At 60.6% G+C, this 16,488-nt stretch carries 18 protein-coding genes and 1 tRNA gene; 3 read left to right on the top strand and 16 right to left on the bottom strand.

Features of this window, described 5'->3' with window-relative positions:
* Positions 1-2 precede the first annotated feature (2 nt).
* Positions 3-1,076, top strand: coding sequence for an LOG family protein (locus tag EGJ86_RS02780; protein ID WP_125833965.1), 1,074 nt, complete (start codon positions 3-5; stop codon positions 1,074-1,076).
* A gap of 61 nt (positions 1,077-1,137) precedes the next feature.
* Here the strand turns inward: EGJ86_RS02780 and nadA are convergent, their stop codons facing one another.
* The 16 genes from nadA to aspS form a co-directional block, all read right to left on the bottom strand.
* Positions 1,138-2,196: a quinolinate synthase NadA gene (nadA, locus tag EGJ86_RS02785; protein ID WP_158620891.1), complete on the bottom strand. Its 1,059-nt coding sequence runs from the start codon at positions 2,194-2,196 to the stop codon at positions 1,138-1,140.
* A gap of 137 nt (positions 2,197-2,333) precedes the next feature.
* A tRNA-Lys gene (locus tag EGJ86_RS02790) sits at positions 2,334-2,409 on the bottom strand.
* Positions 2,410-2,467: 58 nt separating this feature from the next.
* The gene (queC, locus tag EGJ86_RS02795) at positions 2,468-3,142 is read right to left on the bottom strand and encodes a 7-cyano-7-deazaguanine synthase QueC (protein ID WP_125833967.1); all 675 of its coding nucleotides are present in this window, start codon (positions 3,140-3,142) and stop codon (positions 2,468-2,470) included.
* A gap of 2 nt (positions 3,143-3,144) precedes the next feature.
* On the bottom strand, positions 3,145-3,792 hold the full coding sequence (gene queE / locus EGJ86_RS02800; RefSeq protein WP_125833968.1) for a 7-carboxy-7-deazaguanine synthase QueE: 648 nt from the start codon (positions 3,790-3,792) through the stop codon (positions 3,145-3,147).
* A gap of 213 nt (positions 3,793-4,005) precedes the next feature.
* Positions 4,006-4,818 (bottom strand): tol-pal system protein YbgF, encoded by an 813-nt coding sequence (gene ybgF / locus EGJ86_RS02805; RefSeq protein WP_099522198.1) that lies wholly within the window; start codon positions 4,816-4,818, stop codon positions 4,006-4,008.
* A 6-nt stretch (positions 4,819-4,824) separates the two neighbouring features.
* Positions 4,825-5,322, bottom strand: coding sequence for a peptidoglycan-associated lipoprotein Pal (pal, locus tag EGJ86_RS02810; protein ID WP_003241687.1), 498 nt, complete (start codon positions 5,320-5,322; stop codon positions 4,825-4,827).
* Positions 5,323-5,377: 55 nt separating this feature from the next.
* Positions 5,378-6,676 (bottom strand): Tol-Pal system beta propeller repeat protein TolB, encoded by a 1,299-nt coding sequence (tolB, locus tag EGJ86_RS02815; RefSeq protein WP_099522199.1) that lies wholly within the window; start codon positions 6,674-6,676, stop codon positions 5,378-5,380.
* Between the two features lie 5 nt (positions 6,677-6,681).
* Entirely contained in the window at positions 6,682-7,650 is a 969-nt protein-coding gene (tolA, locus tag EGJ86_RS02820) for a cell envelope integrity protein TolA (protein WP_125833969.1), read from the bottom strand.
* The gene (gene tolR, locus EGJ86_RS02825; RefSeq protein WP_125833970.1) at positions 7,647-8,099 is read right to left on the bottom strand and encodes a protein TolR; all 453 of its coding nucleotides are present in this window, start codon (positions 8,097-8,099) and stop codon (positions 7,647-7,649) included. The genes tolA and tolR overlap by 4 nt, the downstream gene beginning before the upstream one ends.
* A gap of 27 nt (positions 8,100-8,126) precedes the next feature.
* Positions 8,127-8,822 (bottom strand): protein TolQ, encoded by a 696-nt coding sequence (tolQ, locus tag EGJ86_RS02830; RefSeq protein WP_099522201.1) that lies wholly within the window; start codon positions 8,820-8,822, stop codon positions 8,127-8,129.
* A gap of 2 nt (positions 8,823-8,824) precedes the next feature.
* Entirely contained in the window at positions 8,825-9,277 is a 453-nt protein-coding gene (ybgC, locus tag EGJ86_RS02835; protein WP_055983695.1) for a tol-pal system-associated acyl-CoA thioesterase, read from the bottom strand.
* A gap of 53 nt (positions 9,278-9,330) precedes the next feature.
* Complete coding sequence (gene ruvB / locus EGJ86_RS02840; protein WP_125833971.1) at positions 9,331-10,383, bottom strand: Holliday junction branch migration DNA helicase RuvB; 1,053 nt, start codon at positions 10,381-10,383, stop codon at positions 9,331-9,333.
* A 13-nt stretch (positions 10,384-10,396) separates the two neighbouring features.
* Positions 10,397-11,002, bottom strand: coding sequence for a Holliday junction branch migration protein RuvA (ruvA, locus tag EGJ86_RS02845; protein WP_017677959.1), 606 nt, complete (start codon positions 11,000-11,002; stop codon positions 10,397-10,399).
* A gap of 20 nt (positions 11,003-11,022) precedes the next feature.
* Positions 11,023-11,547 (bottom strand): crossover junction endodeoxyribonuclease RuvC, encoded by a 525-nt coding sequence (gene ruvC, locus EGJ86_RS02850; protein WP_017361755.1) that lies wholly within the window; start codon positions 11,545-11,547, stop codon positions 11,023-11,025.
* Between the two features lie 187 nt (positions 11,548-11,734).
* Positions 11,735-12,484 carry a YebC/PmpR family DNA-binding transcriptional regulator gene (locus EGJ86_RS02855; RefSeq protein WP_106733084.1) on the bottom strand — a complete coding sequence of 250 codons (750 nt, stop codon included), beginning with the start codon at positions 12,482-12,484 and terminating at the stop codon, positions 11,735-11,737.
* Between the two features lie 105 nt (positions 12,485-12,589).
* Positions 12,590-14,365 (bottom strand): aspartate--tRNA ligase, encoded by a 1,776-nt coding sequence (gene aspS / locus EGJ86_RS02860; protein ID WP_125833972.1) that lies wholly within the window; start codon positions 14,363-14,365, stop codon positions 12,590-12,592.
* 480 nt (positions 14,366-14,845) lie between these two features.
* On the opposite strand from aspS, the gene EGJ86_RS02865 reads away from it, so the two are divergent.
* Both EGJ86_RS02865 and EGJ86_RS02870 read left to right on the top strand, forming a co-directional pair.
* On the top strand, positions 14,846-15,316 hold the full coding sequence (locus EGJ86_RS02865; RefSeq protein WP_125833973.1) for a Dps family protein: 471 nt from the start codon (positions 14,846-14,848) through the stop codon (positions 15,314-15,316).
* Between the two features lie 96 nt (positions 15,317-15,412).
* Entirely contained in the window at positions 15,413-16,480 is a 1,068-nt protein-coding gene (locus EGJ86_RS02870; RefSeq protein WP_177432748.1) for a GGDEF domain-containing protein, read from the top strand.
* Positions 16,481-16,488 lie beyond the last annotated feature (8 nt).

Below are 16,488 nucleotides of genomic sequence, written 5' to 3' on the forward strand. Positions count from 1 at the left end.
CCATGCCCTTTGAACCGGACGACTATCTGTCGCGCCACGTGCAAACCAGCGAGGTCGACCTGAGCAGCAAGGTGGAAGAGCTGGTCGCTCTGGCAACCCCGAGCAACAGCCCCAACCTGTCGCTGTACCGCGAGATGCTCACCACGGTGATCCACATGGCCCAGGCGGATCGTAACCGCTGGGACGCCAAGATCATGATGCAGACCCTGCGCGAGATGGAGCATGCCTTCGGCGTGCTGGAACAACTGAAACGGCGGCGCAAGGTCACGGTGTTCGGCTCGGCACGAACGCCACCCGATCATCCACTGTACAGGCAGGCTCGCGAGCTCGGCGCATTACTGGCACACCGCGATCTGATGGTGGTCACGGGTGCCGGTGGCGGCATCATGGCGGCAGCCCATGAAGGCGCCGGCGCGGAAAGCAGCCTGGGCTTCAATATCACCCTGCCCTTCGAACAAACCGCCAACGCGACCATGCGTGGTAGTCATCACCTGCTGTCGTTCCACTTCTTCTTTCTGCGCAAGCTGTTCTTCGTCAAGGAGGCCGACGGTCTGGTGCTTTGCCCCGGCGGCTTCGGCACTCTCGACGAAGCGCTGGAAGTGCTGACCCTGATCCAGACCGGCAAGAGCCCACTGGTGCCCGTGGTACTGCTCGACCAACCGGGCGGCAGCTACTGGGAGGACGCGCTAGGCTTCATCCGTCGTCAGCTTGGCGATAACGGCTATATCCTGCCTACCGATCTCAACCTGATGCACCTGGTCTACAGCGCCGAAGAAGCGGTGGACGAAATCGCCCGCTTCTACCGCAACTTCCACTCGAGCCGCTGGCTCAAGGATCGCTTCGTGATTCGCCTCAATCATCCGCTCAACGAGGCGGCTCTGGCCAAGCTGGACAGCGACTTCGCCAGCCTGTGCAAGGAAGGTGGCTTTACCCAGCAACCCTACTGCGAGCAGGAGCGCGACGAGCCGGAACTGTGCGACCTGACCCGCCTGGCTTTTGCCTTCAACGGCCGCGACTATGGACGCCTGCGCGCGCTGCTCAATGTGGTCAATGAACCGGATAACTGGGCGAGCTGACTCGAACCCTGGAAAGCAAAAAGCCCGGCGTGTGCCGGGCTTCTTTTGTATTACATGCCGATCAGGCGTTGCCCGCGACCTTCATCCGCGCGGCCTGGGTGAAATCCAGCATGCGCTTGAGCGGTTTGATCGCCTTGGGGATCAGCGCCGGATCAACATGAATCTCGCCAGAGCCCTGACGCAAGCCGGTCAGCACGCGCTCCAGCGTATTCATCGCCATCCACGGGCAGTGCGCGCAACTACGGCAGGCGGCACCATTCCCGGCGGTTGGCGCTTCGATGAAGGTCTTGTCCGGGCACAGCTGCTGCATCTTGTAGAAGATGCCGCGGTCGGTGGCGACGATGAAGGTCGAGTTCGGCAAGGTCTGCGCCGCCTTGATCAACTGGCTGGTGGAACCCACGGCATCGGCCAGCTCCACCACGTTCTGCGGCGACTCCGGGTGCACCAGAATGGCGGCGTCCGGGTACAAGGCTTTCATGTCCAACAGCTGCTTGGACTTGAACTCCTCGTGCACGATGCAGGCGCCGTCCCACAGCAGCATGTCGGCACCGGTCTCGCGCTGGATGTAGTTGCCCAAGTGTTTGTCCGGTGCCCAGATGATGGTCTCGCCGTTGTCCATCAGGCTCTCGACGATCTCCAACGCGCAGCTGGAGGTCACCACCCAGTCGGCGCGCGCCTTCACTGCGGCCGAGGTGTTGGCGTAAACCACCACGGTGCGCTCCGGGTGCTGGTCGCAGAAGGCCGAGAATTCGTCCACCGGGCAACCCAGGTCGAGCGAGCAGGTTGCCTCCAGGGTAGGCATCAACACGCGCTTTTCCGGGTTGAGGATCTTCGCCGTTTCGCCCATGAATTTGACCCCGGCCACCACCACGGTCTGCGCCGGATGCTGATTGCCGAAGCGGGCCATTTCCAGGGAATCGGAAACGCAGCCGCCGGTTTCTTCGGCCAGCGCCTGGATGACCGGATCGCAGTAATAATGCGCTACCAGCACCGCATTCTGCTTCTTCAGCTCGGCGGCGATTTCACGGCGATAGAAAGCTTCCTCCTCGGCAGTCCGCGGTTTGGGCTGCTTTGCATCGAGGTGGGCTTGAACCAGAAGGCGTTCGGAAATCTGCGTCATATCATCGAACCTGCGGCGCTCTTGAGCGAGCTGCGAGTATACCCCCTGGCTGACCATCGCCACAGGCAGGGCAACATCGGCCAGAGGGCTTTTCCGAGAGCAAAAAAAAGCCAGTCTCACGACTGGCTTTTGCGATCTGGTGGGTCGTGTAGGATTCGAACCTACGACCAATTGGTTAAAAGCCAACTGCTCTACCAACTGAGCTAACGACCCAACGCGAGGCGCATGATACTGATTTAATTCAGGAAATCAACACTTCGCGAAAACTTTTTCACACATAGCGCGTAGCGTCAGGCACGCCGGCTGCGGTGAAACCGGCTGCACGCAGGCGACAGCTGTCGCACTTGCCACAGGCGCGGCCGTCATCATCGGCCTGGTAGCAAGAGACCGTGAGTGCGTAATCCACACCCAGGCGCATACCGGCCTGGATGATCTCGCCCTTGCTCATCTGCTGCAGCGGTGCGCGAATGACAAAGCCCTGCCCCTCCACACCCGCCTTGGTCGCCAGGTTGGCCATACGCTCGAAGGCGTCGACGAACTCGGGGCGGCAATCCGGGTAGCCCGAGTAATCCACCGCGTTGACGCCAATGAAGATATCGCGTGCCTCGAGCACCTCGGCCCAGCCCAACGCCAGCGCCAGGAACACCGTATTGCGTGCTGGCACGTAGGTGGCGGGTATACCTTCAGTGGGCGATTCGGGCACGGCGATGCTGCTATCGGTCAACGCCGAACCGCCGATGCCGTTGAGGTTCAGGCCGATCACCTTGTGCTCGACCACACCCAGCTGCCGCGCCACGCGCTCGGCGGCCTGCAACTCGGCGCGATGGCGCTGCCCGTAATCGAAGCTCATGCTGTAGCAGCTGTAGCCCTCGGCCTTGGCCATGGCGACCACGGTAGCCGAGTCCAGGCCACCGGAAAGGAGGATGACCGCTTTCTTGTCGTTCATATTCAGTGTCCCGGCTCGTCGTTCCAGAGAATCTTGTGCAGCTGCAGTTGCAGGCGTACTGGCAGGTTATCGGTCACGATCCAGTCGGCCAGCGCACGTGCATCGACCTGTTTGTGGCTGGGCGAGAACAGCACCTCGCCGGCACGCGCGGCCAGGTCATATTCGATCAGTTTGGATACTGCCCAGTCGTAGTCTTCACGCGAGCAGATGACGAACTTGACCTGATCGTTGCGCGTCAGCCACTGGATGTTCTCGTAGCGATTGCGCGGCATTTCGGCAGAGCCCGGGGTCTTCAGGTCGAGCACCTTGCTGACGCGCGGATCGACTGCCGATACATCGAGCGCGCCACTGGTTTCCAGTGACACCTCGTAACCGGCATTGCACAGATGCGTGAGCAAGGGGATGCAGTTCGGCTGGGCCAGCGGCTCGCCGCCGGTCACGCAGACGTAGCGCGGCCGATAGGCAGCCACTTGGTCGAGGATACTGTCCAGGGTGACGATCTCGCCGCCACTGAAGGCGTAGGCGGTGTCACAGTACTGACAGCGCAGGGGGCAGCCGGTCAGGCGCACGAATACTGTCGGCAAGCCGGCGGTACGCGTTTCCCCCTGCAACGAGTAGAAAATCTCGGTGATGCGCAGGGTTTCTTGCATGGGAGCCACGGGCGTGATGACGAAACAGGCCATCCGCCTCCGTTGCGTGAAAGACAGGAACGCCGGCGTCGGCCGACATTCGACAAGGCATGGCGACAAGGACATCAGCCGAGCTGAAACCCCGCCTCGCATGCGAGCGCGCATTCTAATGGATCACGCGACGCCAGATAAGAAAAACCCGCGACATGCGCGGGTTCATTCATCGAGTTCGGCTTACAGCCTTTGCAGATCGCGCTGAGCCAGCTGGGCGGCCGAGCTACCCGGGTACTGCGCGATGACTTGCTGAAGAATGCCACGAGCCTTGTCGTTGTGACCCAGGCGACGCTCGACATCGGCCAGCTTGAACAGTGAATCCGGCACCTTGGCGTGGCTCGGATAAGCCTGGCTGACCTTGGCAAAGGCTTGACCAGCTGCCTGCAAGTCACCCTTGGCCAGATTCACCTCACCCAACCAGTACTGGGCGTTACCCGCATATTGGCTGCTGGGATAACGGTTGAGAAAGGCGCCAAACGCCTGCGACGCCTTGTCGAAATCCTTGGCCTTGATCAGGTCGAAGGCGGCGTCGTAATAGAGTTTTTCCTTGGCCGGATCACCCGGCTCGGCGCTGGCCTGCTGCTGTGCGGCAGGTGGCGTCGGGGTGCCATTGGCGTTTACCACGCCATCGGCTGAATTCTGTGCAGGAGCTCCACCGGCAGCAGCACCGGAAGAAATGCGTTGATCCAGATCCTGGTAACGCTCCAGGCCTTCCTGCTTGAGGCGCTGGATTTCATTCTGCTGCTCTTCGACCATGCCCCGCAGTTGCGCAATTTCCTGCTGCATCTGCTCGAGTTGGTTGAACAGCATACCCTGCGCAGAAGCGGGTGCTTGCGCACCCGCTCCGGCGGAGGAGCCGGCCGTACCATAACCCGCCGGTGGATAGCTGCTGCCCTGTTGCATGGAGCTGCTTTCCAGTACGGGAACCTCCGCCATCGCCGCGAGCGGCAAGGCGAGTGTCAGAAGGGTCAGGATACGGCGGCAATCTCGCATGGCAGCTTACTTACGCAGCTCTACGCGACGGTTCTGAGCCCAGGACTGCTCGTCGTTGCCAGTGGCAACCGGACGCTCTTCGCCGTAGGAAACCAGTTCCAGCTGAGCCGGGGAAACGCCCTGCAGAACCAGGTAGCGTTGAACGGCCTTGGCACGACGCTCGCCCAGAGCCATGTTGTACTCACGGGTACCGCGCTCGTCAGCGTGGCCTTCCAGAACGACGCGAGCGCCATTGCCTTTCAGGTCCTTGGCGTGTACGTCCAGAGCGCGCATGGCTTCGGCTTTCAGGTCGGAGCTGTCGTACTCGAAGTAGAAGGTGGTGATAGCGCGCAGAGCAGCTTCTTCGCTCAGGCTGCCATCAACAGCGCCAGTGTTGGCACCGTAGCCAGCGTTCGGGTCAACAGCGCCTTCGCCAGCAGCGTCGCCGCCTTTGGAGGAGCAGCCTACAGCAACGGCGAGAGCCAGGGACAGTGCAGCGAACTTACCGAATTTCAGCATTTCCATCATATAACTCCTAATGAACCCCAGTTGTGTTAAGCAAAAAAGGTGTAGCGCCGCATCAGTTCAGGTAAGGGGACCAAGAAGGCTCTCGAACTTCGCCTTGAGCGGTAGGAAGAGGGAGCCTCACGCGTCCATTGGTGGACGCCAACATCAAGACTCCCCGGCCCTGCTGGCGGGTGGCGTAGATTAGCATGGTGCCATTGGGCGCAACAGTGGGCGACTCATCCAAACTTGTGTCTGAAAGTATGCGCAAACGGTTGGTTTCCAGGTCCTGTGCAGCCACTTTGAACACGGTGAAGCCGTCCTGACGATGAATCATCACCAGGGTCTTCTCATCAGCCGACAATTTCGGGTTGGCGTTGTAGTTACCCACGAAGGTCACACGCTCCACTGCCCCGCTATTGATATTGGTCTTATAGATCTGCGGACGACCCGCACGATCCGAAGTGAAGTAAAGGGTCTGACCGTCCTTACCCCAGAAGGGTTCGGTATCGATGGCGTAATGGTTGGTAATGCGGCGCATCTGCCGGCTGCCCATATCCATCACGTAGATTTCCGGGTTGCCATCGCGCGACAGCACGAAGGCCAGGCGGTTGCCGTCTGGCGACCACGCCGGCGCACCGTTGAGGCCTTCGAAGTTAGTGATTTGCTCACGACGACCGGTGTCGATGTGCTGCACGAAGATGCGCGGGCGACGCTGCTCGAACGAGACGTAAGCGATACGGCGGCCATCCGGCGCGAACGACGGCGACAGGATCGGCTCACGCGATTGCAGCAGGGTTACCGCACGGGCACCGTCGTAGTCGGAGCGCTGCAGGGTATAACGGGTATTGTTGGTGCCCATGCGCTCGGCAGTGACGTACAGCAGGCGCGTGGAAAACGCCCCTTTCACACCGGTGAGCTTCTCGAACGACTGGTCGGCGATATGGTGGGCCATGTCGCGCAGCTGGTCGGTACCACCACCGACATTGCCGGTCATGACCTGCTGCTCGGTGTTGACGTTGAACAGCGCGTACTGAATCTGTAACCGGCCACCGTTGGGCACGATGTTACCGACCAGCACGTACTGGGCGCCCAGTGCTTTCCAGTCACGATAAATGACTTCACTGGCCTGGGTCGGCAAGCTGATCATGTTCTGCCGCGGGATGGGCTCGAAGTAGCCGGAGTTGCGCAGGTCGTTGCCGATGATCTGCGACATGTCCTCGGGCAGCACCGAACCACCCTGCCAGCCGAACGGCACGACGGCAATCGGGGTGGCACGGTCAGCGCCTTGGGAAATCACCAGCGGATCGGCCGCCTGGACACTACCGACCAGCATGACCAGCCCCAGCAGGGCGATACGAATCAGGGTATTCACAGAGCTCAATCCTCCGGTTTGAAAATGACGCGACGCTGCCTGTACCGACTGTCGAAGGTAGCGCGATCCAATTGTTGCATCTCGGGAATACGCCCGACGTTACGTACAGCTGCAACGGCCGAGTTGTCGAACGGCGCATCGCCACTGGAGCGCGATACGCTGGCGTTGGTCACGGTGCCGTCGGGCAGCATCTGGATCAACAACTCGACACTCATGCCGCGGCGCGCCGACATCGGTCGCTGCCAGTTCTCGGTAATCAGCTTGATGATCAGATCATCGAGATTACCGGCCACCTGATCCCCATGGGTTTCGGCCAGCGCCTGCTGGTTCTGTACGTTGTCCGACAGCAACTCGGCCAACGCTGCCGCTTTCTGGTCTTCTGCCGCCTTGCGTCGGGCATCTTCAGCCTTGCGCTTGGCATCCTCGGCCGCTTTCTTCTTCGCGGCCTCGGCGGCTGCCGCCTTCTTTTTAGCCTCGTCTGCAGTGGCCTTTTTCTTGGCCTCTTCAGCGGCTTTCTTCTTCGCCTCTTCCTCGGCGCGCTTCTTGGCGATATCGGCCTGGCGTTTCTGCTCGGCGGCCTTCTCGGCCTCGGCTTTCTTCGCCGCTTCGGCCTTTCGAGCTTCTTCGGCCTGCTTTTGTTCCTCGGCTTTCTTGGCCGCGGCTACCTTCTGCGCTTCGGCCTGGGCCTGCTTCTGCTCTTCGGCTTTCTTCTGCTCCAGCCTTTCGGTCTCGAACTGCGGCGCCGAAGTCTTCTGCGCTTCGCCTGCAACCTTCTGCGTGGTCTGCGTAGTGGCCTGGCTCTGCGACTGCAACTGATACAGCGTAGCCTGCACCACTGGGCGTGCCGGTGGCAGTTCCGGGGTGAAGGCGAAACTGACGAACAGCATGGCGAACATCAGGACGTGCAGACCCACCGCCCAAACCACGGGCCAGAAGTAGCTTTCCGATTGCGAACGCTCGGTTTGCTGCATCAGGGAGCCTCGGTAATCAGTCCGACGTTGCCCACGTCGGCCTGCTGCAGACCGCCCATGGCCGACATCACAGTGCCGTAATCGACCGTGCGATCACCACGCACGAATACCTGCACCTGCTTACCCTGACGACGGTTCTCGGCAATGATCGCCGACACAGCCTGAGTCATCTGCTCGAGGGTCGAGGCACGTTCCTGCTCGGTATCGACGTCGACCTCGCTGCCCATGTTCCAGTAGTAGGTCTTGTCGGCCTTGATGGAAATGGTCAGCACCTGGGCGTCGTTGTCCTGCGGCAGCGTTTCACTGCTGACCTTGGGCAGATCGACCTTGACGCCCTGATTGAGCATCGGCGCGGTGACCATGAAGATGACCAGCAGTACCAACATCACGTCGATGTAGGGCACCACGTTCATCTCGGCGACCGGTTTGCGTCTGTTGCGAATTCTCGCCATGGTTAAAACCTGTCCTCTTCGCTCGCCTTAGTCTTCCGAGGTGTGCACTTTGCGGTGCAGGATGGCCTGGAACTCGTCGGCGAAGGTGTAGTAACGGCCGATCAGCATTTCGCTGCGGGCAGAGAAGCGGTTGTAGGCGATGACCGCCGGGATTGCCGCGAACAGGCCGATGGCGGTAGCGATCAGCGCTTCTGCAATGCCCGGTGCCACGGTAGCCAGAGTGGCTTGCTGCACCTGAGCCAGACCGCGGAAGGAGTTCATGATGCCCCATACGGTGCCGAACAGGCCGATATAGGGGCTGGTGGAACCGACGGTTGCCAGGAACGGCAGAGCGGTCTCCAATTTTTCCTCTTCACGGGAGATGGCCACACGCATGGCACGCGCCACACCGTCCATCACCGCATCCGGGTCGACGCCCTGCTGCTGACGCAGACGGGAAAATTCCTTGAAGCCGGCACGGAAGATCTGCTCCAGGCCGGAATCCGGATCCGGGTTGCTGCCCGCCTGGCGGTACAGTTTGGACAGGTCGATGCCGGACCAGAAGCGGTCCTCGAAGTTGTCCAGCGCGCGCTTGGCGGCGCGGATGGCATTACTGCGCTGGAAGATCATCACCCAGGAAATGACCGAGGCGGCCACCAGAGTCAGCATGACCAGCTGAACCACAAAGCTGGCGTTACTGATCAGACTCCACATCGACATATGGTCAACGGCGTTAGCTTCCACGCTTACTCTCCTGCTGCAATTAAACCCGGCGCCTGCGTCCCGGCGAACGCGTGTCGCAGGGTTTCGGGGATAGCCCGGGGTTTCAAGTTGTCGGCGCGCACACAGGCCACCAGAAACTGCCCTTCACAGAGCAGCACATCATCCGTAGCCCGCCTGACCTGTTGACGAAAGCGCAGGCTGGCACGGTTCAATTCGATCACATCGGCGCTGATCACCAGCTCGTCATCCAGTCGCGCCGGCGCGTGATAGCGCGCCTCGGCCGAATGCACGACGAACAACAGGCCCTCACCGGCAAGCGTCGACTGGGCATAACCCAGCTCACGCAGGCGCTCGGTGCGAGCCCGCTCCATGAATTTGAGATAGTTGACGTAGTAGACGATGCCGCCTGCATCGGTGTCTTCGTAATAGACCCGGCAATGGTGGCTGAACGGCTGGACTCCGTTTTGCGCGCGCATACTCTAGTCCCCGGCCTACTGCTTGCCAATCCGGGCTGGTAACAATTTTTTCGTCATTCGTCACCTGCCGCGAAAAGATCGCCAGCGACCTGCTCGCCAGCGCGCTTGGGGATGTTCAGCCCGAAGTGCAGATAGGCATGACGAGTGACCACGCGCCCGCGCGGCGTGCGCATCATGTAACCCTGTTGAATCAGATACGGTTCGAGCACGTCCTCGATGGTATGGCGCTCTTCACCTATCGCTGCCGCCAGGCTATCGAGCCCCACCGGACCGCCGTCGAATTTCTCGATCATGGCCAGCAGCAAACGGCGGTCGGAATGATCGAAACCGCGTTCGTCTACATCCAGCAGATTCAGCGCCTGATCGGCGATCAACTGTGTGATATGGCCGTTACCGCGCACTTCCGCGAAGTCGCGCACACGGCGCAACAGACGGTTGGCGATACGCGGGGTGCCACGCGCGCGACGGGCGATCTCATAGGCGCCCTTGGCTTCGATGGGCAGGCCGAGAATCCCAGCGGAGCGCGAGACGATGGTGGCCAGATCGTCGATGCCGTAGAACTCCAGGCGCTGGACGATACCGAAGCGGTCACGTAGCGGATTGGTCAGCATGCCGGCACGGGTGGTGGCGCCAACCAGGGTGAAGGGCGGTAGATCCAGCTTGATCGAGCGGGCCGCTGGGCCTTCGCCAATCATGATGTCGAGCTGGAAATCCTCCATCGCCGGATACAGCACTTCCTCGACCACCGGCGACAGGCGGTGAATCTCGTCGATGAACAGTACATCGCCGCTTTCCAGGTTGGTCAGCAGCGCAGCCAGATCGCCCGGGCGTTCTAGCACCGGGCCAGAGGTGCTTTTGATTGAGCTGCCCATTTCTTCAGCGATGATATTGGCCAGGGTGGTCTTGCCCAGCCCTGGCGGGCCAAAGATCAGCGTGTGGTCGAGCGCTTCGGCCCTACCCCGCGCAGCCTGAATGAACAGCGCCATCTGTTCACGCACGACGGGCTGACCGATGTAATCGGCCAGGCGCAGCGGGCGAATGGCCCGGTCCTGCTGCTCTTCGCGCTCACGTGGACTGGCGGTAATCAGGCGATCGGCTTCGATCATCAATAGGGTTCCACTAAACCATGCCGCGCAGGGCGCGTCGGATCAAATCTTCACTGCTCATGCCATCTTCCTTGACGGCAGCAACGGCTCGACTGGCTTCCTGCGGTTTGTAACCGAGGGAGATCAGGGCGCTGACGGCGTCATTCTCCGCGCTTGAGACTGCCTGAGCCAGTTGAGGTTCAACCACCAAGGGCGCAATGGACGGGATCGACTCCCAGGCCTTGAAGCGATCCTTGAGCTCGACCAGCAGACGCTCTGCAGTTTTCTTGCCGACTCCAGGTACCTTGACCAGCGCTGCGGTGTCCTGAGCCTGCACGCAACGCACCAGCTCATCGACCTCCAGCCCAGACATCAATGCAAGCGCCAGCTTGGGGCCGACACCATTGAGACGAATCAGCTCGCGAAACAGCTCACGCTCGCGCTTTTCGAAGAAGCCGTACAACAAATGCGCATCTTCACGCACCACAAGGTGGGCATGCAGGGTTACCGGCTCGCCCACCGCAGGCAGACGATAAAGGGTCGTCATCGGTACTTCCAGCTCATAACCGACGCCATTCACATCCAGAAGCAAATGCGGCGGCTGCTTCTCCGCCAGGGTGCCGCGCAAACGTCCGATCACCGCAGTTTCCTTTGATTCGATTACAAACGAAGGCGACCACCGCGCCGCTTGGCGCCGGCCAGCCCATGAGGAATAAGACTCTGTCGATGGTGCGCATGGCACAAGGCGATACCCAGGGCATCGGAGGCGTCGATCTGCGGCTTCTGCACCAGCTTGAGCAGGTGCATGACCATCATCTGTACCTGCTGCTTGTCCGCTGCCCCGGTACCGACCACGGCCTGCTTGACCTGAGTGGCGGTGTACTCGCTGACTTCCAGCCCGGCTTCCACTGCGGCGACGATGGCGGCGCCTCGCGCCTGCCCGAGCTTGAGCGCCGAGTCGGCATTGCGCGCCATGAACACCTGCTCGATGCCCATGGTCACCGGGCCATGGGTGCGAATTACCTCGCTGACGCCGCGAAAGACGATCTGCAGGCGCTCGGCCAGCGGCCCGTTGCCGGTACGAATGCAACCCGACGCCACGTACTCGCAACCGCGCCCGGTATCGCGCACCACGCCATAGCCGGTAATACGCGAACCCGGGTCGATGCCTAGAATCAGGGTCATATCAGCAACTGTCTATTTATCCAGTTGGCGAGTATACGGGGCTGCCAATGCGGCGTCACTCGTGACGCAATGGTGAAACCAGAGAAAACCGCAGGGTGGGCCGGGCGGCGATCCGCTTCAGCCCACCAGGGTCGCGCTGCATGGCGGGCTTGCCCGGTCCACCCCAAGCATCCGGGCGATAAGCTGCTTAGCTCAGCTGCTCCATGATCTCGTCGGCCACTTCGGCGTTGTGGTAGACGTTCTGCACATCGTCCAGATCCTCGAGCATATCGATCAGCTTGAATACCTTCTGCGCGGTTTCCAGATCGGCGATCGGCGCACTGATCGAAGGGATCATGGCGATTTCCGCTTCCTCGGCCTTGAAACCAGCTGCGCTCAGCGCTTCGTTAACGGCATGAAACTCGGTGAAGCTGGTCGACACCAGGCCTGAACCGTCTTCGCCCATTTCCACGTCGTCAGCACCAGCCTCCAACGCAGCCTCCATCAGAGCATCCTCATCGACGCCCGGCGCGAAGCTGATCTGCCCCTTGCGGTCGAACATGTAGGCGACCGAACCATCAGTGCCCAGGTTGCCACCGCACTTGGTAAAGGCATGGCGTACTTCGGCGGCAGTACGATTGCGATTATCGGTCATCACCTCGACGATGATCGCTACGCCGCTTGGCGCGTAACCTTCGTAGCTGAACTCGACGACGTTGTCGGCTTCATTGTTGCCGGCACCGCGAGCGATGGCGCGGTCGATCACGTCACGCGACATGTTATTGGTCAGCGCCTTGTCCACGGCCAGACGCAGGCGCGGGTTGTCCGCAGGAATCGGTCCACCGTGCTTGGCGGCGACCGTCAGCTCACGAATCAGTTTGGTGAAAATCTTGCCGCGCTTGGCGTCTTGACGCCCTTTGCGGTGCTTGATGTTGGCCCACTTGGAATGACCGGCCATAACTCACTCCATCTATACGGTTTTCACTATTCCCGGGGCGAGAGCGCTAGAGTCTCCACACCCCATAACGAAGAAGCCTGGGATCTCCAGGCTTCTTTTGCAGGCTTATTCGGCCTTGGGTTGCTCGCGCAGGCGGATATGCAGCTCGCGCAGAGACTTGTTGTCGACGATGCCCGGCGCCTGGGTCATGACACAGGCCGCGCTCTGGGTTTTCGGGAAGGCGATCACCTCACGAATCGACGAAGCACCGGTCATCAGCATCACCAGGCGATCCAGGCCGAAGGCCAGGCCACCATGAGGCGGCGCACCGTACTTCAGCGCATCGAGCAGGAAGCCGAACTTCTCCTGCTGCTCCTCTTCGCTGATGCCGAGCACACGGAATACGGTCTGCTGCATGGCCTTGTCATGGATACGGATCGAACCGCCACCCAGCTCAGTGCCGTTGAGCACCATGTCATAGGCGCGCGACAACGCGGCGGAAGGGTTGGCTTCCAGCTCCTCGGGGCTGCAGCTCGGCGAGGTGAACGGGTGGTGCATAGCGGTCAGGCTGCCGTCGTCGCTTTCCTCGAACATCGGGAAGTCGACGACCCACAGCGGCGCCCACTCACAGGTCAGCAGGTTCAGATCATGACCCAGCTTGATACGCAGCGCGCCCAGGGCTTCGCTGACGACCTTGGCCTTGTCGGCGCCGAAGAACACGATATCGCCATCGACAGCGCCAACGCGATCGAGGATGACATTGATGTTGTCCAGCGGGATGTTCTTGACGATCGGCGACTGCAAACCGTCAACGCCAGCAGCGCGCTCATTGACCTTGATGTAGGCCAGGCCCTTGGCACCGTAGATGCCGACGAACTTGGTGTAGTCGTCGATCTGCTTGCGCGGCATGCTCGCCCCGCCCGGAACGCGCAGCGCGGTGACGCGGCATTTCGGATCGTTGGCCGGGCCGGCGAATACCTTGAACTCGACGTCCTTGAGCTGATCCTCCACATCGACCAGCTCCAGCGGGATACGCAGGTCCGGCTTGTCCGAGCCAAAGCGGCGCATGGCTTCGGCCAGGGTCATGTGCGGCAATTCGCCGAATTCGACGTCCAGCACTTCCTTGAATAGGTTGCGCACCATGGTCTCGGTAATGTCCATGATGTCTTTTTCATCGAGGAAGCTGGTCTCGATGTCGATCTGGGTGAATTCCGGTTGACGGTCAGCACGCAGGTCTTCGTCGCGGAAGCACTTGGCGATCTGGTAGTAGCGATCGAAGCCCGCGACCATCAACAACTGTTTGAACAGCTGCGGCGACTGCGGCAGGGCGAAGAAACTACCGGCGTGGGTGCGGCTCGGTACCAGATAGTCGCGTGCACCTTCAGGGGTGGCGCGGGTCAGGATCGGCGTTTCGACGTCAAGGAAGCCGTTGTCGTCGAGGTAACGACGGATGCTCGAGGTGATGCGCGAGCGCAGCTTGAGCTTCTCGGCCATTTCCGGGCGACGCAGATCAATGAAGCGATAGCGCAGGCGGGTTTCTTCACCGACGTCGGTGTATTCGTTGAGCGGGAACGGCGGGGTTTCCGCCTCGTTGAGCACTTCCAGCTCGTAGCCCAGCACTTCGATGGCACCGCTGGCCATGTTGGCGTTGCGCGCGCCTTCCGGACGCAGGCGCACCTTGCCAGTGATCTTGACTACATATTCGCTACGTACACGGTCGGCCTTGGCGAAGGTCTCGGCACGATCAGGATCGAATACCACCTGAGCCAGGCCTTCACGATCACGAATATCGAGGAAAATCACCCCGCCATGGTCACGGCGACGGTGTACCCAGCCGCAAAGGGTGATTTCCTGGCCATCCAGGCTCTCGTTCAACTGGCCGCAATAGTGGCTGCGCATCATGATCGTGTTTCGCTTCTCTGAGGTCTTGGATAGGTCAGGCAGCCCCCAACGCCCTGGGCAGGAGCTACACCGCAGCGAACGTCCAACCGTACGCCGCGCTTCGATAAAGAGCGGGATTATATAGCGTAAATCGTCATGACGCAGCCGCCCGGCAGATGCCTTCTATAAATGAAGAGCGCCTCCCGCCTAGATAATGACCATGGACCAAGCCCCTCGCAACGAGCAGCCCCAGCGCTCTGCTGGAGGATTTCCGCCCTGCCCCAGCCAAGTAGTTTCAGCGCAGCAAGCATTTTGCCGCACACAAGATTGACGCCCAGCCAGGGGCAAGCTTTATTGGCCCCAGCTGAACCGTACGCTATCAATAGCCTCTAACCATCGCTTTCATTGATATAAGCCAAGATCACCCCGACGCCCTGCGTGTTAGGCTCTCATCAACATTGCGGGATAGACACCCTGGGCTCACCTGAAAGGAGAAAAGCCATGGAAATCAATATCGGAATCGCCGAACAGGATCGCGCCGCCATCGCCGAAGGCCTCTCGCGCCTGCTGGCTGACACCTACACCCTGTATCTGAAGACCCATAACTTCCACTGGAACGTCACCGGCCCGATGTTCAACACCCTGCACCTGATGTTCGAAGGTCAGTACACCGAGCTGGCCCTGGCGGTTGACGCAATCGCCGAACGTATCCGCGCTCTGGGCTTCCCCGCTCCAGGCACATACGCCGCGTACTCCCGTCTGTCCTCGATCAAGGAAGAGGAAGGCGTACCCAGCGCGGACGAAATGATCAAGAAACTGTTACAGGGCCAAGAGGCCGTCGTACGCACTGCCCGCGGCATTTTCCCGCTGCTGGACAAGGTCAGCGACGAGCCGACTGCCGACCTGCTGACCCAACGCATGCAGGTGCACGAGAAAACCGCGTGGATGCTGCGCAGCCTGCTCGCTGCTTGAGATGCTCAGAGGCCCGGTAAACCGGGCCTTTTCATTAGGCATGCAGCCCTGCCCTGATCTATGCTCTGGCCAATCGTCATTGAGTTTCCGACATTCATGAGTCAGCCAGCCAAACCGCCCAGCATCATCGACTTGTATCCGGAGGAAACCCGCGAGGCGGCCGAACTCCTGAAGCAAGCCGTGCCACTGATGATGCGTCACGACATCCCACCAAACCCGGTGCACTATGCACTGTGGTACACCTACAGCAGAGGCAGCGAACCCGAGCTCAACCGCCGCCTGGACAAGGTGGTCGAAGACTTCGACGTATTCCCGCCGGAAACCGCCAGCCGGCTGTTCCGCGACTACATTATCCGCGGCGAGCTGGAAGAAGCTCGCGCAGGCCAGCAGCAGGTAATCGAACTGGTCGATGACATCGAAGGCGACGTCTCACGCAGCGTGATCGGTGGCCAGCATTACCAGCAGAGCCTGAGCCATGGCCTGAGCGCACTGCAGGAGCCCATCATCGATGACCTACCCAGCGTGCTCAGCGAACTGCAGGAAAGCACCCAGCTGATGCAGGACCAGCAGGAAAAATTCCTTTATCGCCTGCGCGCCGCACAGCAAGAAATCACTCACCTGCGCGGCCAGCTGGAACGCGCCCATCTTGCGGCAACGCTCGACAGCCTGACCCGCGTATTCAACCGCCATGCTTTTACCCGCTTACTGGAACGCGCACTGGACGAATCACAACAGGGCCTGGCCCTGGTGATTCTGGATATCGATCACTTCAAACAGTTCAACGACCAGTACGGCCATCCATTGGGTGACCGCGTACTGCAACACGTCGGACAATTATTGCGCGACCTGCTGCCACCGCAGGCCTTTGCCGCACGCTACGGTGGCGAAGAGTTCTGCGTGGTGCTGCGCAACTGCGCCAACCTCAACGAAGTTCTCGATTTCGCTGAGCAACTGCGCAACAAGATTCAGTCGCTGAGAATCAAGGTCAGGCGCACAGACCAGATTCTGGACAGCATCACTGCCTCCTTCGGCTGCGCCATGGCCGAAGAAGACGACACATTCGAATCGCTGCTCACGCGCGCCGATGACGCTCTCTATCAAGCCAAACGCGCCGGGCGCAATCAGGTTCACCCGATTACCAGCGAAACGATGCTAAGCGCTTGATTTGAGAA

The sequence above is a fragment of the Pseudomonas sp. o96-267 genome, from assembly GCF_003935465.1.
GTDB lineage: Bacteria > Pseudomonadota > Gammaproteobacteria > Pseudomonadales > Pseudomonadaceae > Aquipseudomonas > Aquipseudomonas sediminis.